This window comes from Rhizobium sp. SAFR-030 (genome assembly GCF_059415005.1).
On sequence record NZ_JBPFDO010000003.1, the window covers coordinates 421,226 to 439,224 of the forward strand.

The 17,999-nt window shown below is 65.1% G+C and carries 23 protein-coding genes; 14 read left to right on the forward strand and 9 right to left on the reverse strand.

The genetic code is table 11. The features are described from left to right. Window positions 1-24: 24 nt before the first annotated feature. Together ACR65N_RS11530 and ACR65N_RS11535 are read left to right on the forward strand one after the other, a co-directional pair. The gene (locus tag ACR65N_RS11530) at window positions 25-951 is read left to right on the forward strand and encodes an ABC transporter ATP-binding protein (RefSeq protein ID WP_440457115.1); all 927 of its coding nucleotides are present in this window, start codon (window positions 25-27) and stop codon (window positions 949-951) included. Further along, a complete protein-coding gene (locus ACR65N_RS11535) occupies window positions 948-1,709 on the forward strand; it encodes an ABC transporter permease (RefSeq protein WP_430303843.1) in 762 nt (253 codons plus the stop codon). The genes ACR65N_RS11530 and ACR65N_RS11535 overlap by 4 nt, the downstream gene beginning before the upstream one ends. A 31-nt stretch (window positions 1,710-1,740) precedes the next feature. Here the strand turns inward: ACR65N_RS11535 and ACR65N_RS11540 are convergent, their stop codons facing one another. Then, on the reverse strand, window positions 1,741-2,964 hold the full coding sequence (locus ACR65N_RS11540; RefSeq protein WP_440457116.1) for an MFS transporter: 1,224 nt from the start codon (window positions 2,962-2,964) through the stop codon (window positions 1,741-1,743). Between the two features lie 132 nt (window positions 2,965-3,096). Here ACR65N_RS11540 and ACR65N_RS11545 point away from each other — a divergent pair, with 132 nt between their 5' ends. Together ACR65N_RS11545 and ACR65N_RS11550 are read left to right on the forward strand one after the other, a co-directional pair. Continuing rightward, the gene (locus tag ACR65N_RS11545) at window positions 3,097-4,068 is read left to right on the forward strand and encodes an AraC family transcriptional regulator (protein WP_430304969.1); all 972 of its coding nucleotides are present in this window, start codon (window positions 3,097-3,099) and stop codon (window positions 4,066-4,068) included. Window positions 4,069-4,235: 167 nt separating this feature from the next. Next, window positions 4,236-4,895: a hypothetical protein gene (locus tag ACR65N_RS11550; protein ID WP_440457117.1), complete on the forward strand. Its 660-nt coding sequence runs from the start codon at window positions 4,236-4,238 to the stop codon at window positions 4,893-4,895. A 26-nt stretch (window positions 4,896-4,921) separates the two neighbouring features. On the opposite strand, the gene ACR65N_RS11555 is transcribed toward ACR65N_RS11550, so the two are convergent. From ACR65N_RS11555 to cobS, 3 genes are read right to left on the reverse strand one after another with little or no spacing between them, the layout of a single operon-like run. Then, entirely contained in the window at window positions 4,922-5,626 is a 705-nt protein-coding gene (locus ACR65N_RS11555) for a TIGR02281 family clan AA aspartic protease (RefSeq protein WP_440457118.1), read from the reverse strand. After that, window positions 5,623-5,838, reverse strand: coding sequence for a DUF1289 domain-containing protein (locus ACR65N_RS11560; RefSeq protein ID WP_440457119.1), 216 nt, complete (start codon window positions 5,836-5,838; stop codon window positions 5,623-5,625). The genes ACR65N_RS11555 and ACR65N_RS11560 overlap by 4 nt, the downstream gene beginning before the upstream one ends. Window positions 5,839-5,858: 20 nt before the next feature. Further along, window positions 5,859-6,641 carry an adenosylcobinamide-GDP ribazoletransferase gene (gene cobS / locus ACR65N_RS11565; protein ID WP_440457326.1) on the reverse strand — a complete coding sequence of 261 codons (783 nt, stop codon included), beginning with the start codon at window positions 6,639-6,641 and terminating at the stop codon, window positions 5,859-5,861. 100 nt (window positions 6,642-6,741) lie between these two features. Here cobS and cobT point away from each other — a divergent pair, with 100 nt between their 5' ends. Together cobT and ACR65N_RS11575 are read left to right on the forward strand one after the other, a co-directional pair. Next, window positions 6,742-7,779 (forward strand): nicotinate-nucleotide--dimethylbenzimidazole phosphoribosyltransferase, encoded by a 1,038-nt coding sequence (gene cobT, locus ACR65N_RS11570; RefSeq protein WP_430303836.1) that lies wholly within the window; start codon window positions 6,742-6,744, stop codon window positions 7,777-7,779. 145 nt (window positions 7,780-7,924) lie between these two features. Continuing rightward, entirely contained in the window at window positions 7,925-8,269 is a 345-nt protein-coding gene (locus tag ACR65N_RS11575; protein ID WP_440457120.1) for a type II toxin-antitoxin system RelE/ParE family toxin, read from the forward strand. Window positions 8,270-8,285: 16 nt separating this feature from the next. Here ACR65N_RS11575 and ACR65N_RS11580 read toward each other — a convergent pair whose 3' ends face one another. After that, on the reverse strand, window positions 8,286-8,606 hold the full coding sequence (locus ACR65N_RS11580; protein WP_440457121.1) for a helix-turn-helix domain-containing protein: 321 nt from the start codon (window positions 8,604-8,606) through the stop codon (window positions 8,286-8,288). Window positions 8,607-8,976: 370 nt separating this feature from the next. Between ACR65N_RS11580 and ACR65N_RS11585 the strand changes: the two genes are divergently transcribed. Next, window positions 8,977-10,005 carry a hypothetical protein gene (locus ACR65N_RS11585; protein WP_440457122.1) on the forward strand — a complete coding sequence of 343 codons (1,029 nt, stop codon included), beginning with the start codon at window positions 8,977-8,979 and terminating at the stop codon, window positions 10,003-10,005. Window positions 10,006-10,022: 17 nt separating this feature from the next. Here the strand turns inward: ACR65N_RS11585 and ACR65N_RS11590 are convergent, their stop codons facing one another. Next, a complete protein-coding gene (locus tag ACR65N_RS11590; RefSeq protein WP_440457327.1) occupies window positions 10,023-11,570 on the reverse strand; it encodes a sensor histidine kinase in 1,548 nt (515 codons plus the stop codon). A 119-nt stretch (window positions 11,571-11,689) separates the two neighbouring features. On the opposite strand from ACR65N_RS11590, the gene ACR65N_RS11595 reads away from it, so the two are divergent. From ACR65N_RS11595 to ACR65N_RS11620, 6 genes are all read left to right on the forward strand, one after another. Beyond that, window positions 11,690-12,304: a thermonuclease family protein gene (locus ACR65N_RS11595; protein WP_440457123.1), complete on the forward strand. Its 615-nt coding sequence runs from the start codon at window positions 11,690-11,692 to the stop codon at window positions 12,302-12,304. 8 nt (window positions 12,305-12,312) lie between these two features. Next, complete coding sequence (locus ACR65N_RS11600) at window positions 12,313-12,942, forward strand: uracil-DNA glycosylase family protein (protein WP_440457124.1); 630 nt, start codon at window positions 12,313-12,315, stop codon at window positions 12,940-12,942. Window positions 12,943-13,007: 65 nt separating this feature from the next. Next, window positions 13,008-13,496 (forward strand): Lrp/AsnC family transcriptional regulator, encoded by a 489-nt coding sequence (locus tag ACR65N_RS11605; RefSeq protein WP_430303829.1) that lies wholly within the window; start codon window positions 13,008-13,010, stop codon window positions 13,494-13,496. Between the two features lie 58 nt (window positions 13,497-13,554). Further along, window positions 13,555-13,752 carry a hypothetical protein gene (locus tag ACR65N_RS11610; protein ID WP_440457125.1) on the forward strand — a complete coding sequence of 66 codons (198 nt, stop codon included), beginning with the start codon at window positions 13,555-13,557 and terminating at the stop codon, window positions 13,750-13,752. Further along, on the forward strand, window positions 13,749-14,375 hold the full coding sequence (locus tag ACR65N_RS11615; RefSeq protein ID WP_440457126.1) for an ATPase: 627 nt from the start codon (window positions 13,749-13,751) through the stop codon (window positions 14,373-14,375). Before ACR65N_RS11610 ends, ACR65N_RS11615 begins: the two co-directional genes overlap by 4 nt. 200 nt (window positions 14,376-14,575) lie before the next feature. Continuing rightward, window positions 14,576-15,538 (forward strand): alpha/beta fold hydrolase, encoded by a 963-nt coding sequence (locus ACR65N_RS11620; protein ID WP_440457328.1) that lies wholly within the window; start codon window positions 14,576-14,578, stop codon window positions 15,536-15,538. Window positions 15,539-15,590: 52 nt separating this feature from the next. On the opposite strand, the gene ACR65N_RS11625 is transcribed toward ACR65N_RS11620, so the two are convergent. The 3 genes from ACR65N_RS11625 to ACR65N_RS11635 all read right to left on the reverse strand — a co-directional run bounded on the left by ACR65N_RS11625 (window position 15,591) and on the right by ACR65N_RS11635 (window position 17,576). Beyond that, entirely contained in the window at window positions 15,591-16,481 is an 891-nt protein-coding gene (locus tag ACR65N_RS11625; RefSeq protein WP_440457329.1) for an NAD(P)-dependent oxidoreductase, read from the reverse strand. A 120-nt stretch (window positions 16,482-16,601) separates the two neighbouring features. Beyond that, window positions 16,602-17,012: a CopD family protein gene (locus tag ACR65N_RS11630; protein WP_440457127.1), complete on the reverse strand. Its 411-nt coding sequence runs from the start codon at window positions 17,010-17,012 to the stop codon at window positions 16,602-16,604. A gap of 3 nt (window positions 17,013-17,015) precedes the next feature. Further along, window positions 17,016-17,576, reverse strand: a complete 561-nt coding sequence (locus ACR65N_RS11635; RefSeq protein WP_440457128.1) for a DinB family protein — start codon at window positions 17,574-17,576, stop codon at window positions 17,016-17,018. 222 nt (window positions 17,577-17,798) lie between these two features. Here ACR65N_RS11635 and ACR65N_RS11640 point away from each other — a divergent pair, with 222 nt between their 5' ends. Further along, the gene (locus ACR65N_RS11640) at window positions 17,799-17,993 is read left to right on the forward strand and encodes a hypothetical protein (protein WP_430303823.1); all 195 of its coding nucleotides are present in this window, start codon (window positions 17,799-17,801) and stop codon (window positions 17,991-17,993) included. The last annotated feature ends 6 nt before the right edge of the window (window positions 17,994-17,999 follow it).

The window sequence follows — 17,999 nt, forward strand, 5'->3', positions numbered from 1 at the left end:
TCCTCCTGGCCTTTCCGAGATCCCATGTCCCCCATCGTATCGATCCAAAACCTGACGAAAACCTATGCCAACGGCTTTCAGGCGCTGAAGGGCGTCAACCTCGACATCCGCGCCGGCGAGATCCTGGCGCTGCTGGGGCCGAACGGCGCCGGCAAGACGACGCTGATCTCGATCGTCTGCGGGCTGGCCATGCCGAGTTCCGGCACGGTGCTGGTCGGCGGCCACGACGTGGTCAAGGAGTTCCGCCAGACGCGCCGGCTGATCGGCCTGGTGCCGCAGGAACTGACCACCGACCAGTTCGAGACGGTCTGGAACACGGTCACCTTTTCGCGCGGCCTGCACGGCGAAAAGCCGAACAAGGCGCTGATCGAGCAGATCCTCAAGGATCTGTCGCTGTGGGAAAAGCGCGATGCCAAGCTGCGCGAGCTGTCGGGCGGCATGAAGCGCCGCGTGCTGATCGCCAAGGCGCTGGCGCACGAGCCGCGCATCCTGTTTCTCGACGAACCGACGGCGGGCGTCGACGTGGAGCTGCGGCGCGGCATGTGGTCGGCGATCGACCGGCTGCGGGAGACCGGCGTCACCGTCATCCTCACCACCCACTACATCGAAGAAGCGGAAGAGATGGCCGACAGGATCGGCGTCATCCGCGATGGCGAGCTGCTGCTCGTCGAGGAGAAGGCGGCGCTGATGCAGACGCTCGGCCGCAAGCAGCTGCGCCTGGAACTGAAGGAGCCGGTGGCCGCGCTTCCGCAGGATCTCGAAGGGCTGAACGTGACGCTGTCGGAAGATGGCCGCGAACTCGTCCACGAGTATGGCAACGGTGCTGGCGAGGGGCAGATCGGCCAGGTGCTGGCCGCCGTCGAACGCGCCGGCCTGTCGATCAAGGACGTCGCGACCCGGCAGAGTTCGCTTGAAGATATCTTTGTCTCGCTGGTGGAGGCACGCGCATGAACATCGAGGCAATCAAGTCGATCTACATGTTCGAGATGGCCCGCATGCGGCGCACGCTGCTGCAGAGCGTCATCTCGCCGGTCATCACCACCTCGCTCTACTTCATCGTCTTCGGCACGGCGATCGGTTCGCGCATCCAGGAGGTGAACGGGGTTTCCTACGGCGCCTTCATCACGCCGGGGCTGATCATGCTGACGCTGCTGTCGCAGTGCATCGGCAACAGCTCGATCGGCATCTATTTCCCGAAATTCACCGGCACCATCTACGAGCTGCTGTCGGCACCGGTGTCGATGGCGGAGATCGTCATCGGCTATGTGGGTGCTGCCGCGACCAAGGGCATGATCGTCGGCCTGATCATCCTGGCCACGGCCTCGTTCTTCGTCGACCTGTCGATCGCCCATCCGGTGATGATGGTGCTGTTCATGGTGCTGACGGCGGTGACGTTCTCGATGTTCGGCTTCATCATCGGCATATGGGCCGACAATTTCGAGCAGCTGAACCTGGTGCCGATGCTGGTCGTGCCGCCGCTGACGTTTCTGGGCGGCAGCTTCTATTCGATCGACATGCTGCCGCCGTTCTGGGCCGCCGTCAGCCACCTCAACCCGGTGCTGTATCTGGTCTCCGGCTTCCGCTGGAGCTTCTACGAGATCTCCGACGTCAATCCGGTGATCAGCCTGGTAATGATCGGGCTGTTCCTGACCGTCTGCCTGTCGGTGCTGTTCTGGATCTTCAAGACCGGCTACCGGCTGCGCAAGTAAGAGGGGCGCAGCCGGTAGCGGGGAGCCGCGATCAGCCCTGGCTGAGCTGCATCTGGCGGCCGCCGCGGGCGACCATGACCGATGCGCCGAGAGCGGTTGCCACGGCGAGGAACGAGATGACGCCCATCGGTCCCTGCAGGTCGATCAGCAGACCGCCGAGCACGGCGCCGCTGGAGATGGCGATCTGGAAGGTGGTGAGCAGCAGGGCGCCCGCACTTTCGGCTTCATCCTGGGCAGCGCGGGTGATGTAGCTCTGGATGCTGACCGGGAAGGCGCCGAAGGCAAAGCCCCACAGCGTGACGGCCATGGCCGAGGCGAGACCCGACTGGCCGAAGACTGCCAGCAGCACGGCGGAGACGGCGATCAGGCCGGCGGCAAAGACGGTGCCGAGCGTGGCGCTGCGGCTGGTGATCATGCCGCCGATGATGTTGCCGAAGAAGCCGCCGACGCCATAGGCAAGCAGAACCAGCGAGATCATGTCGACATCCAGACGCGGAATGCCTTCGAGGTAAGGACGGATGTAGGTGAAGCCGGCAAAGTGCCCGGAGACCACCAGCAGCGTCGCGACAAAGCCGATGCGGATCTTTGGCCGGCGCAGGACGGCGGCCATGGTGCCGAGGCCGGCATGGCCGGCGGGCGGCAGCGAGGGAATGGTGATTGCCTGCGCAAGGAGCGCGACGATGCCGACGGCGGCCGACAGCACGAAGGCGGCGCGCCAGCCGAGCGTTGCGCCGATATAGGCGCCGAGCGGTGCGGCGGTGACGGTAGCGACCGACACGCCGGTAAAGATCATCGCCATGGCGCGCGGCAGATGTTCGATCGGCACGAGGCGAAGCGCCATGGCGCCGGCCATCGCCCAGAAGCCGCCAAGCCCGATACCGAGCAGGACGCGCGACACGAGCAGCAGCGTCAGGCCGTTGGCGAGTGCGGCGAGCACGCTGGCGACGATCAGCAGGGCGGTCAGGCCGTAGAGCGTCCAGCGGCGGTTGAGGCTGCGGGTGCCGATGACGATCGCCGGGCCGGCGATGGCGGCGACCACCGCGGTGACGGTGACCGTCTGTCCGGCGATGCCGGAGCTGATGCCGAGATCGGCGGAAATCGGCGTCAGGAGGCTGGCGGGCAGGAACTCCGCCGTCACCAGGCCGAAGACGCCAAGCGTCAGCGAGACAATGGCATCCCAGCGCGCCTTGCCGGCGAAGGCGGGCGCCGCAGCGCCTCTGCCCTGCTCGTCGTCTTCGAGAAAGCTGTCACTCATGATGGTCTCCTATGGGAGGTTATGCATGTCCGGTAGCGGACGGTGGCGACAGATCTAAGGGTGACGGGCTGTATCTTCCATGCTAATAAATCCGATATGCTTGATCATTCGTCCAAACTTTCATCCGACATCATCGGCGACCCGCTGACCGAAATGCTGCGTGGGCTGCGCCTGGACGGCGTCGACTACGGACGCTGCCGATTGGCCGAACCCTGGGCCACCGAGTTTCCCGCACAGGAATCGGCACGTTTCCATTTCATCTCGTCGGGCTCGGCGATGCTGAAGACGCCGTCGGGCGCGTGGCTGCCGCTGCGCCCCGGGGACGCAGCGCTTCTGCCGCGCGGCGACGCCCACCGGATTGCCAGCGATGCGGCTGCCGATGCCGTTCCGTTCAGCCAGTACGACCGGAGGCAGGTGTGTGACGGGATCTACGACCTGCAATGCGCCGATGCCTGCGGCGGGACGCTCGCCTTCACCGCCTCGATGCGCTTCAACATCGACAAGCTGCATCCGCTTCTGCAGCTGATGCCCGACACCATGCTGACCAGCGACCTTGCCAAGAACGAGCCGGCCATCCCGCATCTGCTGGAGGCGATGGCCCGCGAGGTGGACATGGACCGCGTCGGAGCAGGCGGCATCCTGGCGCGGCTGGCCGACGTGCTGATGGCAACGATGATCCGCGCCTGGGTGGAACATGGATGCGGCGAGACTGCCGGCTGGATCGCCGCCGTGCGCAGCCCGGATGTCGGGCGCGTGCTGTCCGCCATCCACCTTGAGCCGGAACGCGACTGGACGGTCGGCGAACTGGCGCGGCTGATGGGGACGTCGCGATCCGGCTTTGCCGAGCGGTTCGCGCGCGTGGTCGGCGAGACGCCGGCCCGCTACGTCGCCAAGGTGCGGATGCATCAGGCGCGCCTGTGGCTGAAGGACGGCATGCGGGTGGCATCCGTCGCCGAGCGGCTGGGCTACGATGCCGAAGCCTCGTTCAGCCGTGCCTTCAAGCGCATCATCGGGTCGCCGCCCAGCGCCTTTCGTCCAAAGGGCAACAATGCCGCCGTGCTGCGGGCGGTCGCGGCACCACTGGAGATCGCTCCGGCGGCGTGACGGGAACTGCAGGGCACGCAGGGTGCCGCGAAACGCTCCCAGACGGTCGTTCATCGTCTCGCCTCAATCGGACGCAAGTCTGACGGTCCGCGCTCTCGATGACCGCGCCTGCGCATCTCAACGATGGGTGAGGCGAGCGGAGCTGCCGGCACCGGATGGAGGATCGCATGACGGCGAGAGGAATGTGGTGGCTGTTGGCTTCGGCAATGATCTGCGCCGGCCATCCGGCGGCGGCGGTCGACGGATTGTCGCTCGATTACCGGGACGTGAAGTTCCGGATGGCGACACCCGGCATCAATGCGGCCGATACGAAAAAGATCGGGGCGGCGCTGGCCGGCGTATCTTCCGCCGCGGTGCGGGCGCTCGGCAGCGAGCCCGTGGTGCTGGGCGAAGCGCGCGGCACGATGGGAAAAACCGGGCCTGCCGATTTCTACCTTCTGTCGGGCAAGCCGCCGGTTGCCATCGAGCCGTTTCCCGACGCACCGGCGCAGGTGATCCTCGCCATCCGCGAGGGGCAGTCGATCAAGACCTATGTTCTGCCGAAAGAGGTCCAGTACAGCCGGATCGTCGGTGCGGTGGACATGGACGAGGATGGCCTCAGCGAGGTTCTTCTGGAGGCGAGCGCGATGAACACGGGCGAGATCCATACCTCTGTCTCGGCGATACGGCTGGAGGCGCGCAATACCGCGCGGCCGGTGCAGACGCTTGCCGACGTCTACCTCGATACCTGCGAGGCGCCGCATGGCGAAAAGGCTCGCAGCGCCAAGATGGTGCGGCTACAGGGCGCGGAACTGACGGGTGAGGCGACGGCCGAACGCTGCAGCTGAACGGATTTTTGCGGCAGCCCGCCCAATCAGTCGCGCAGCCGCAACTCGTCCGTCTGGATCTGCAGCGAGCCGAGCGTCGACAGGAAGCTCATGCCGAGCAGGCTTTCCGACAGGCGGCCGTCTTCGGTGACCAGAGCGCGGATGTTGGAGCGCGTGATCGGCCCGACGGCAATGCTGTCGAGGCGCACCTGCGCCGCACGGGCCTCGCCGTTGGCGGTCGAGACGCGCACCGTGAAATTCAGCGTCGCCGGATCGAGCCCCAGGCGATCGGCATCCTCGAAGGACAGAACGACGGCGCTGGCACCGGTATCGATGAGCATCGGCAGGGACTTTCCGTCGATCACTGCCTGGGCCTGGAAATGGCCGTTGCGGCCGCGATGGATGACGACTTCCTGCGAGCCTTCGCTGGTGGTCATCACCAGCGGGCTGCCGGGGACGAGACCGGCGGTGACGCGGGCCGCCACCTGCTGCAGGTCGTGGCGGTAGACATAGCCGGCAACCAGCACCAGGGCGATCAGCAGCCAGACGGCGATGTTGCGCAGCACTTCGCCGGCGCGCCCGCGGCGGCCTGCCAGAAAGCCGGCGGACAGCAGGACCACAAGCGCCGACAGCTGCACCAGCCGGCCGAAATCATCGTTCTGCAGCCCGAAGGTCTGGCCACTGTCGTTGTTGATGATCAACAGCGCAAGGCCGAAGCCGAGTACGGCGAGCAGCACCGTCAGCATGTTCATGGCGGAAGCCTCCGGCGGGCGGAGCGGCGGATTTCATGCTGCGACTTGGGCTCGATGCCCTGCATGCGGGCGGGAAGCGCTGCCATGACGGCTGCGCGTTCCCCGTCGGTGTAGAGCGTCCAGGCGCCGATCTCGCCGCCCGTGCGGCCGCAGCCGACGCAGAGGCCGGTGGCGTCGTCGATGGCGCAGACAAGGATGCAGGGGCTAATCATGATGACCGTATATCATGGCTTCAAAGCAGGACCGCAAGGGCACAAAGAAGTGTGGTCTCGGTGATCTGCTGGGTGGCGCCGATTGTATCGCCGGTATGGCCGCCGATGCTGCGCGAGACAAAGCGGGTGAAGAGCAGAGCGGCAAGGCCAGCCGCCAGCAGCGCCAGGACGACAGGCACCAGCGGCGCGCCGGCCGGCAGCAGCACCAGCGACAGCGCGGCACCGAGGCCGAGCGCGAACCGCATCGCGGCAGCCAGTGGGCGACCGGCACCGGCCGCCGTGCCATCGGTGCGGGCGAGCGGCAGATCGGCCCAGTGCCAGACCATCAGGGCGCGGGAAAAGGCTGCCGCGGCGAGCAAGGCCGCCGCTGCGAGACCGGTGCCGGCGGTGGCGGCGATCGCCATCAGTGCCGAGGCGCGCAGGCCGAAGGATAGGATCAGCGCCACGACGCCGTAACTGCCGACGCGGCTGTCCTTCATGATCGACAGGGCGTGCGCGCGGTCGCGGCCGCCGAACAGGCCGTCGGCGCAATCGGCAAGCCCGTCTTCGTGAAGCGCGCCAGTGACAAGCGTCAGGGCGGCAAGCGAGAGGAAGGCGGCGAGCAGGCCGGTTGCCGGACCGGATGCGGCGTAGAGGAGGACGGCGGGGCCGAGTGCCGCGACGAAGCCGGCGAGCGGAAAGGCGCGGCAGCTACGCGCCATCGACCCGTCATGGCCGACAAAGGCACGCGACGGCATCGGCAGGCGCGACAGGAAGGCCAGCGAACGGGCAAGGTCTTTGCAAAATTCCGTGGCGTTTGGCAGTTGTTCCTCCGTGCATGCCTGATAAACAGGGCCACCAAATCAGATTCCGCCGCCGTCACATAGGGCGGCGTTGAAAAGACCCTGAGGAAAGAGTGATCCGATGAGCATGAGCGGCCTGCCTTTCGACGATTTCCGCGTGCTGCTGCGCGATCTTCCCGGCCCCGACACGCGGGCGCTGGTGGCGGCGCGCGAGCGCGACAGCCAGCTGACCAAGCCGCCGGGTGCGCTGGGGCGGATGGAGGAGATCGCCTTCTGGCTGGCCGCCTGGTCGGGCCGGGCGCCGGCCGTCAACCGGCCGATGGTGGCGATCTTTGCCGGCAATCACGGCGTCACACGCCACGGCATCACGCCGTTTCCGCCGAGCGTCACGCAGCAGATGGTCGAGAACTTTGCCGCCGGCGGGGCGGCGATCAACCAGATCTGCGCCGCCTATGATCTCGGCCTGAAGATCTTTGACCTGGCGCTCGATTACCCGACCGGCGACATCACCGTCGAGCCGGCGCTGTCGGAGCGCGACTGCGCGGCGACCATGGCGTTCGGCATGGAGGCGATCGCCGGCGGCACCGACCTGTTGTGCATCGGCGAGATGGGCATCGGCAACACGACGATCGCTGCCGCCATCAACCTTGCGCTCTACGGCGGCGAGGCGGAAGACTGGGTGGGGCCGGGCACCGGCTCGCATGGCGCGGTGCTGGAGCGCAAGATTGCCGCGGTGAAGGCGGCCGTTGCCTTCCACAAGGACCACCTGTCGGACCCGCTGGAAGTGCTGCGGCGCCTGGGCGGCCGCGAAGTGGCGGCAATGGCCGGCGCCATCCTCGCCTGCCGGGTGGAAAAGATCCCGGTGCTGATCGACGGCTATGTGGCGACAGCCGCCGCGGCAATCCTCAAGGCCGCCAATCCGGCAGCCCTCGACCATTGCCTGATCGGCCATGTGTCGGGCGAGCCCGGCCATCTGCAGGCGATCGAAAAGCTCGGCAAGACCCCGCTCCTGGCGCTTGGCATGCGGCTCGGCGAGGGCACCGGCGCGGCACTTGCCGCCGGTATCGTCAAGGCGGCGGCGGCCTGCCATTCGGGCATGGCGACGTTCGAACAGGCCGGCGTCAGCACCGCAGGCCAGCCGGTTCCGCATACGCACTGAGGCGAGTGGACGGGCGAGGGACGGCGGGGTCGTGCCCGGCAGATGATGCGGCGCGTGCAAGGTTTTGCACCGCCCTTACAGCCTTACGTTGAAACTCGCGCGGATCTTGCTAGGCTGGAAACTGGTTCCGGTGCAGCGAGGGCCCATGGCGGACAGAAATTTCGAGTATGTGAATTCCGCCGCCAAGAAGGAGATGAACAAGCTGCCGCGCGACATTCAAATTCAGTTCGGCAACGACCTGCAGCGCGTCCAGAAGGGCAAGCCGCCGCTCTCGGACTTCAAGCATCTGAGAGGGATCGGAAGCGGCGTCATCGAGCTCATCGAGAACGGCAGCCCCGCCTATCGAGTGGTGTACTGCGTCAAGCATCTGGAGACCGTCTTCATTCTGCATGCCTTCACCAAGACCACCAATGGTGTCGATCGGAAGGCCATGGCGACGGTCGAAGAGCGCTACAAGACAATGATGAAGATCATCGCGGATCGCTCATGACCGTTCGCACAGCGTGTCAGGCGACGCCATCGACGGTGTGAACCGCGCAGACCACCTGGCTGTTCTGGTAGGAAGGCTTGAAGCGGACGCCGAGTTTCGCCAGGTAGCCGATCAGGCGATCGGCTGAGAAGAGGTGGATCTTTCCCCTCAACAGCTCGCTGACACGGGGCTGTGCGATATCCAGAGCCGAGGCGATGTCTGCCTGCTTCCAGCCGCGATCCTCGAACAGATCGATCAGCGTGGAGAGGAGGTCGGAGCGAAAGCTCAGATCGGCGGCCTCGATGGGATCCTCTACGATCGACTCGAACAGATTGTCGTAGACAAGACGATCTTTCATGGCGCGCATCCTGTTATACCGAATTCTGTATAAATACGGTCGGCTAACGATGGCGTCAATAGCAAGGGTTCGCTGAGGGACGATGTGAGGTCGCTCGGGTAAAGCATCGCAACCCCGCAGAGGGGATGGTGCCGGCGTCCATGTGTCGGAGGTGAAGTAACAACTGGCTGGCAGCAAGGCCGCGACCTCCAAGACAACATCCGTTCAAAAAATACTGCAGAGATACATCCTATCACTGGAGCTTGCTTCAGAATACTAAATCTGTACAGTAATACAACTTGTGAACGCCGTCTGACTGTGGGGGAAGACCATGCGGAGCATGAACGGGTCGCGGCCAGCAGCCAAATCATCGGGTGAAGCTCCAAGGCTGTTGATCGGACCCGTCGTCCTCATCATCGCACTGGTCGCCGCGCTCAGCCTGTGGGCCGCGCAGGTCCGTGGCATCCCCGGCGCCATCGGGATCGGCATTCTGATCACGATCGCGGGCGCCTCCATCGGATGTCTGGTCGGCTTCCTGTTCTCGCTCCCCCGCGTGCTGACCGTCGACGCCGGCCCTGCAGTTGTCCGGCTGGAGGCAGGCGCTGCCAAAGGCTTTGGCGACGGCGGGGCGGGCAAGCCGAAACCAAGGCTGCTCGCCTCCAACACCAACCTCGAGCGGATTTCCGAATGGCTGACGACGATGCTCGTCGGTGTCGGGCTGACGCAAATCTCGTCGCTGTTCGACTATACCCGGCGTTTCTCGAATTTCATCGGCACGCATGCGGCGATCTTCACCGGGATCGACGGCAAGCCGACCGCCGGTGTGCTGCCGATCGTGGCGCCGATCCTGCTGGTGTTCGGGCTGGTTGTCGGCTTCCTGTCGCTCTACCTCTACACGCGGCTGGCACTGTCACCGCTGTTCCTGATGGTCGAGGACACGTTGACGCGCGATCCCGGCAAGGAAGTCATACAGGGGGCCGACCACAGCATTCGCGAGGAGGCTGCCACCATAGCCGATGCGACGCAGGATCCCGTCATGCGGCAGGTGGCCGATGGGCGCGCCATCTCCGTCGAAGAGAGCCTCTACGTCATCCAGAACCTGCTCTACGAAGATGAGGCGTTCGACCGGGCGATCCAGCTCGGCAATCAGCTGGCGGGAACGTCTGCTCCGCAGATCGCCCACTACTGGCTGCTGATGGCGGCAGCCTTCGGCCAGCGCCATCACTTTCTGCTGCAGTCGTCGGGTCCCGCCGCCAAGGACACGCTTGCGGCGCGTCGATCGGCTCTGGATTCCGTGAAGGAGGCGGTGAAGCGGGATCCGCGGCTGAAGGCGCAACTGCGGGCGATGATGAATGCCGATGCGGTGGACAACGACCTGCAGGACTTCAAGGATGATCCCGAGTTCCTTGCGGTTCTCTGAGCTTCAAACCTGCAGCCTCAGGCAAAGCTCCGGCGGCGCGGTTGGACGGCCGGGATGTCGGCGACGGCGGGCAGTGACTGGAGGACGCGGGTGGCCGGGAGAATGGCGATGACCTCGGTGCCTTCGCGCAGCTTCGACTTGAGGATGAACTGGCCGTCGTGCTTGGCAAGGATCGCCTGGACGATGGGCAGGCCGAGGCCGGTGCCCTGTTCGGCGCTCTTTATGGCGATCGAGCCCTGACCGAAGGCCGACAGCACGACCGGGATTTCCTCCTCGGCGATGCCCGGGCCGTTGTCGCGGATCGCCACATACTGGCCGCCGCCGGCCGTCCAGCCGACCTTGACCACCACCTCGTCGCCCTGACCGGCGAATTTCACCGCGTTCGACAGGAGATTGAGGATCACCTGGCGCATCGATTTCTCGTCGGCCCAGACCTGCGGCAGGTCCGGCTCGAACTGCTGGCGGATGGTGATGTTCTTGGCGCGCGCCCGCAGCTGCACCATGCCGATGCAATCCTCGGCAACCTCGAGCAGCGACAGCGCATCTTCCGACAGCTCGTAGCGGCCGGCCTCGATGCGCGACAGGTCGAGGATCTCGTTGATGAGGTTGAGGAGGTGCTGGCCGGAGCGGTGGATATCGCCGGCATATTCGCGGTAGGTGGGGTTGGCGAGCGGCCCGAGCACCTCGGTGTTCATCACCTCGGAGAAACCGAGGATGGCGTTGAGGGGCGTGCGCAGTTCGTGCGACATCGAGGCCAGGAACCGCGATTTGGCAAGGTTTGCCTCCTCGGCCCGCCGGCGCGCCTCGTCGGACACGGATTTTGCCACTTCCAGTTCGGCAATCAGGTCGTCCTTTTCCGACTGATAGGCCATCAGGCTGAGGTTGGAGCGGTAGAGCCGGTCGGCAATGTAGTGGAACAGCAGCAGGGCCGTGGCGCATAGGGCGGTCAGGCCGATGTCGAGCATTTGGTGCGACAGCATCGCCCGGAACGCCAGGACGGCGATGGGCAGGGCAAACGAGACGAGCACCGCCTGGCGCAGCAGGACATTGCCCATGGCCGAGATGGCAATCGCCACCAGGAGGACGACGCCCTTGAAGAAATAGAAGCTGTCGCCTCCGCAGGCCGCGCAGGAGGTGGCGGAAAACGCCGCCCAGCTGCAGCCCATGAGGATCTGGCCGCCGAGGAAAAGCCGCCGCCAGACGGGCGTGCCGGCATTGGTGAGGGTGGTGCGCGAGGCCTTCTTCGCCAGCAGCAGGTTCACCGAATGGATGGCGAGCGTCACCAGGCCCCAGCTGAAGAACGAGGCATCGCCGTTGATGTAGAGGCCGATGACGGTGACCATCACGACGAAGACCGGGATGATCAGCGCGCTGTGCAGCATGGTCTGGACGTGCAGGGAGAGCAGGTCGCGGTCGAAGGCGTGGGTGCCGTTGGCGCTCGACTGCAGGCGCTCGCGGGTGGCGCGCACGGCTTTCGACACCGCCTTGTTGCGGTGCTGCCGGGATCGGTCGACAATGGTCTTGTCGGGGATCCTGTCGGGATTGGTACTGACGCCGCTACTCATGGCCATGGTCGCTCATCCGGAAGATCGCCAGACTATGAGGGAAACCTTAAGAAGATCCTGCCAGGCAAGGTTTTGTTTGCCATCTTCGACAAGCTTCCGTTCGGGATTGGGGCCGAACCATGACGAGACCGTATCGCCGCCGCCCGACCATCAGCCGCCCGCGCGACCTGCTTCTGACGGCCGGCTTCCTGTTCCTGCTGATCCTCGTGGCTGCGCGCCTCGATCCGTCCGGCGAGGATGCCTCATTCTCCGGGCCGTTCCGCGTCATCGATGGCGATACGCTAGCGCTCGGATCCGAGCGGCTGCGGCTGTCGGGCATCGACGCGCCGGAGATCATGCAGACCTGTCGGCGGACCGACGGCAGCGAGTGGCCGTGCGGGCGGGAGGCGAAAGACAGGCTGGGCGCGCTGATGCGCGACGGACAGGCGAGGGGTGCGGTGCCGGAGTGTCATGGTGCGGCAATGGACCAATACCGGCGCCGGCTGGTAACCTGTACTATCAACGGCGACAGTCTGAACGGCCGGATGGTGCGCGACGGCTATGCGATCGGTACCGGTCTCCTCACCTTCCGGCGGGAGCAATCGCTGGCCGAGGCCGAGCACGTCGGGATCTGGAGCGGCACGTTCGAGACGCCGCGTGCCTACCGAAAGCGGATGGACGCGGCAGCCGAGAACAAGGACATGCGAGACATTTGGCTGAAGTTGAAGGAAATGATGGCACTGCACTGGCTCTAGAAGAAGGGTTGGAGGGTGCGCGGATCGGGGTGCTGCGCACGGCGATCGCCGGTTGCCGCATCTGCCGTGATGCGCCGGCTCGCGGTGTTGACCGGCGCCTGCCGCACGAGCCGCGGCCGGTGGTGGTGATGTCGCACAAGGCGCGCGTGCTGATCGCCGGCCAGGCGCCCGGGCTTCGCGTGCACCAGAGCGGGCTGCCGTTCGACGATGCCTCGGGCGACCGGCTGCGCGACTGGCTGGGGGTGACGCGCGACCAGTTCTACGATCCCTACCGTTTCGCCATCGTGCCGATGGGGTTCTGCTTTCCGGGCTACGATGCCAAGGGCAGCGACCTGCCACCGCGGGCGGAATGCGCGCCGGCCTGGCGGGCCGAGGTGATTGCCGCCATGCCGCAGGTGGAGCTGGTGCTGGCGGTCGGCGGCTATGCGCATGCCTGGCACATGGGACGGCTGGCGGCACCGACGATGACCGAGACGGTGCGCAACTGGCGCGCGGCCCTGATGGTCAACGAGAGGGTGCGGGTGCTGCCGCTGCCGCATCCGAGCTGGCGCAACAGTGGGTGGCTGAAGCGGAACCCGTGGTTTGCGGAGGAACTGCTGCCGGTCCTGCGCCAGCATGTGGAAAGCCTCTGCGGGTGAAAGGAATTTCGGTTACAGGCGAAGCTTTTGGCGCTAAGAAGAAAATTAATCCCAGAGGAGCCCTGATGGACCGTCTCGACCGCAAAATCCTGCGCATTCTGCAGGAAGATTCGACGCTTGCCGTGGCCGATCTCGCCAAGAAGGTCGGGCTTTCCACGACGCCCTGCTGGCGCCGCATCCAGAAGATGGAAGAGGACGGCGTGATCCGTCGCCGGGTGGCGCTGCTCGATCCGGTCAAGGTCAATACCAAGGTCACCGTGTTCGTCTCGATCCGCACCGCCAGCCACTCTATCGAGTGGCTGAAGCGGTTCTCCGAAGTGGTCTCGGAATTCCCCGAAGTGGTCGAATTCTACCGGATGAGCGGTGACGTCGATTACCTGCTGCGCGTCGTCGTGCCGGATATCGCCGCCTATGACGCCTTCTACAAGAAGATGATCGCCCGCATCGAGATCCGCGACGTGTCCTCGGCATTCGCCATGGAGCAGATCAAGTACACGACCGAGCTGCCGCTCGACTACATGATGATCGACAACCAGAAGTCCGGCGAGGACTGAGGGCTGCTGGCTAGTTTCGCCGGTTTGATGTATGATTGCCGCAACGGAGGGTTGTTCCATGTCGTTGCTGGATGAATTGAAGCGCAAGGCAGACGTGATCGCACGATCCGGCGCCGCCATTCGCGACGAGGCACGGGCGGCGGGCTCCACTTTTTCCTACGTGGATCCGGCTAATCCCGATGTGATCATCGTCGAGCAGCGTGACGGGGAGACACAAAGGGTTCTGCCCGCGGTGCCGAGAAGCGCAAAGGGGTGAGCGCGGTCGCCGATCGCCCCGTTTGCAGCCTCCTGACCGGACCGAACGGCGCCGGCAAGTCGACGCTGTATTCGTTGATCGATCTTCCCGGTGCGTTCATCAACGCAGACGAGATCGCCGCGCGCATCTCGCCGGCGAACCCGGAGCTTGCAGCAGTTCAAGCAGGGCGCGAAGTTCTCAGAATGATCGACGAGATGTTCGCGCATAGGCGCAGTTTCGTCTATGAGACGACCCTCAGCAGTCACCAGTCCATCAAAGTGATCAGTCGCGCCCGGCAATCCGGCTATAAGACGCAGATAGTCTTCATTGCGCTCCAAAGTGCAGAGCTGCATATCCAGCGTGTGCGCGACAGGGTGGCGAAGGGCGGGCATCATATCCCGGACGAGACGATCCGGCGTCGGTTCGAGATGTCGCTGGAGAAGCTGCCGCTGGCTGTTCCGTACTGTGACGAGCTGGCCATCTTCAACAACAGCTTCCAGAGCGGTCCATCGTTGCGGCTGACAGTCAGGGACGGCAGGGTGGAATCGAACGCCCTGTCGCGGGCCTCGGGATTTGACCGGCGGATTGCCGCGGTGCTGGCTCCGGCACTGTCACTGGACGCAGAGGTCCTGTTTATCGATTGACGCTGTCGCGCCGTGCCGACGCGCGTTATTGCCCGGCGATAACAGCGGTTCACGGGGCCGTCATCTCCGATTGCCGACAAAGCCGGCGCTCCTAACTGAACAGCAGACCCGGCGCCGCGTGGCGTCGGGTCCCAATCAGAAGGAGATTTTTCTTGCGCGCACCCTCCCTGCTTTCGCTGGCGCTTCTTGCTGCATCGACCATGCCCGGCATGTCCGCCGCCCAGGATCGGCCGACCTACGGGCCGCAGCTCGAGGGTTTCCAATACCCGTTCAAGACGGAGCGGTTCAGTTTCTCCAGCCAGGGACAGAAGCTGGACATGGCGTTCATGGACATCGCCGCCGAGAACCCCAACGGCCGGACCGTGGTGCTGCTGCATGGCAAGAACTTTTGCGGCGCGACCTGGGAGGGAACGATCGCGCGCCTGACTTCCGCCGGCTACCGGGTCATCGCGCCCGACCAGGTGGGGTTCTGCATGTCGAGCAAGCTGGCCGCCTATCAGTTCAGCTTCCACCAGCTGGCGGAAAACACCAAGGCGCTGCTCGAGCAGCGCGGCATCGAGCGGGCGACCATCCTCGGCCATTCGATGGGCGGCATGCTGGCGACGCGGTTCGCGCTGATGTATCCGGAGCGCACCGAGCAGCTGGTGCTGGTCAATCCCATCGGGCTGGAAGACTGGAAGGCGAAGGGCGTGCCCTACCAGAGCATCGATGCGGCCTATGAGACCGAGAAGAAGACTTCGTTCGACAGCATCAAGCAGTACCAGCAGACATTCTATTATTCCGGCGAATGGAAGCCCGATTACGACAGGTGGGTGGAGATGAGCGCCGGCATGTATCGCGGCGAGGGCGGCGAGCGGGTCGCCTGGAACCAGGCGCTGACCTCCGACATGCTGTTCACGCAGCCGGTGGTGCACGAGTTTGGTTCGCTGAAGGTGCCGACGCTGCTGATGATCGGGCTGACCGACAAGACGGCGCCCGGCGGCAATCGCGCGCCGAAGGAGATTGCCGCAACGCTTGGCGATTATACGCAGCTCGGCAAGCAGGCGGCGCAGGCCATTCCCGGTGCGGCGCTCGTCGAGTTCGAGGATCTGGGACATGCGCCGCAGATCCAGGATCCGGACCGGTTCCACGCGGCACTGCTCGACGGGCTGAAGAGGCTCTGAGCCGCCGGTCGGACCGGAGTGGAAGGCCCGCCGCGATGGCGGGCCTTGCCGGTTATTCCTTTTCCAGCCGCGCCAGGAGCGACGAGGTATCCCAGCGCTTGCCGCCGAGCTTCTGCACTTCGCCGTAGAACTGGTCGACGAGCGCCGTCAGCGGCAGCGAGGCGCCGTTGCGGCGGGCTTCGGTCAGAACGATGTCGAGATCCTTGCGCATCCAGTCGACCGCAAAGCCGAAATCATAGGTGCCGGCATTCATCGTCTTGTGACGGTTCTCCATCTGCCAGGAGCCTGCGGCACCCTTGGAGATGACATCGACAACGTTTTCAATGTCGAGGCCGGCTTTCTTGCCAAAATGAATCGCCTCGGCGAGACCCTGGACGACGCCGGCGATGCAGATCTGGTTCATCATCTTGGTCCGCTGGCCGCTACCGACCGGGCCCATCAGGCCGACCATACGCGCATAGGCGTCGATCACCGGCCTGGCTTCGGCAAACACCGCCTCGTCGCCGCCGCACATGACGGTGAGCATGCCGTTCTCGGCGCCGGCCTGGCCGCCGGACACCGGCGCATCGATGAAGCTGCAGCCCTTGGCCTTGGCCGCCGCATCGATCTCGCGGGCAACCTCGGCCGATGCGGTGGTGTTGTCGATGAGGATGGCACCGGCCTTCATGCCGGCCAGAACGCCGGTCTCGCCGGTCGTCACCTCGCGCAGGTCGTCGTCATTGCCGACGCAGGTGAAGACGAAATCGGCATCTTTCGCGGCTTCAGCCGGCGTTGCGGCGAAACTGCCGCCGAATTTTTCGACCCAGCTTTGCGCCTTGGCAGCGGTGCGGTTGTAGACCACGACGTCGTGGCCGCCCTTCTGCTTGAGGTGTCCCGCCATCGGGAAACCCATCACGCCAAGACCGATGAATGCTACCTTCGCCATTGCCTGCTCCTGATTGATTGCCGTTGCTTAGACCATAACCGGGAGCGGGAAAAGGGCGGGGGCGATGGCATGCGGCACCCGGCGCACACGGTCGGCGGCGGATCCGGTCAGAGGCCGGCGCCATACGCTCGGCAAATCTCAGAACGGCTTGACGATCGCCAGCAGCACGACGACGACGACCGAGACCAGGACGATCGGCATGCCCTTGGCGACAAAGGCCGGCGGATCGATGAGCGGGTTTGCCTCCATGCGCCGCAGCCAGGCGCTCTGCATGCCGTGCAGGGCCGACAGCATGACGACGATCAGCAGCTTCAGATGCAGCCAGCCGCCGGAAAAGCCGACATAGCCGAAGGCGAGGATGAGGCCGAAGATCCAGGCGCCGGCCAGCGCGCCGGTGGTGACGATGCGGTCATAGCGGCGCAGCGAGGCGATGACGCCGGTGCGGATGGCCGCCGGCACCATGCCGATGACGAAGGCGTTGATCAGCATGCCGCCAACCCAGATGATATCGGAGGCGACGTGCAACCCCTTGATGATGAAATACAGCATTGTTCAGCCCCAGATCTGCGTTTCGGAAAAGCCGAGTTCGGCGAAATCCGGCTTTCGAAGCGCGACTTCGCCGGGATCGGCGGGAAAGAATTCATCGAGTTGCGGCGGCGCCACTGACGTGCCGGAAAGCATGGCGTGGACCTGGCCGCGATGGTGGATCTGGTGCTGGAAGAGGTGCATCAGCAGGCGATCGGTGCGCTCCACCTGTTCGCGATCGCTGCGGGGAATGCCGACCTCGAGCGCCAGCATGTCCGCATCGAGCTGACGACAGTGGTCGATGAGGCGGCGATCGACGGCGCGCTGTTCGCGCTCCAGATCGGCGAGTGCCGGGAAGGGGATCTGCGGATCAAAGATTTCCGGTCCGACCGGATCTCCCTCCAGCGCGCTGACATAGAGCCAGTCGACGGTGAGGATATGGTTGAGGGTATGGATGATCGACGGGAAGAAGCTGGTGCGCCTCGCCTGCAGGTCGTCTGCCGACAGCTGCCGGCAGGCGCGCAAGAGACGGTGGTTGCACCAGGCGTTGTTGTAGGCCTGGGCGAGGAAGTAGCGTTGCAGCAGCATGGAGCCTCCCATATGTGCGGCGAACCTTAGAGAGCCGCTGCGGCCATGGCTAGATGGTTGCCGCCGGAGGCTTGCGATTTCACCAGCCGCTCAAGCGGCCGGGCGACAGATCCTGCGCGGTGGCTGGAAGGCCGGCGGTTGCGGGTGTAGTCTTCGGTCAAGCCGCGGCGGCGAGACGCTTTGGCGTCCGTCTTGCCATCGTTCCGGCCTGGAGGAGGTTTGATGTTCCTTGATCTCAACGGCTATTACCGCCGCCGGCCGGAACCGCCCGCCGGTCGCCCGCCGCGCCGGCAGCTGACGCGCGGCGAGGAGAAGCTGCTGATCTGGGTGATCTGCGTCAACATCCTGCTGCTGGTGGTGGCGCCGATCGGCGGCGCGACCGTCGTCCAGGCGCTGATCGCGAGCTTTGCCGACTAGGGCGGC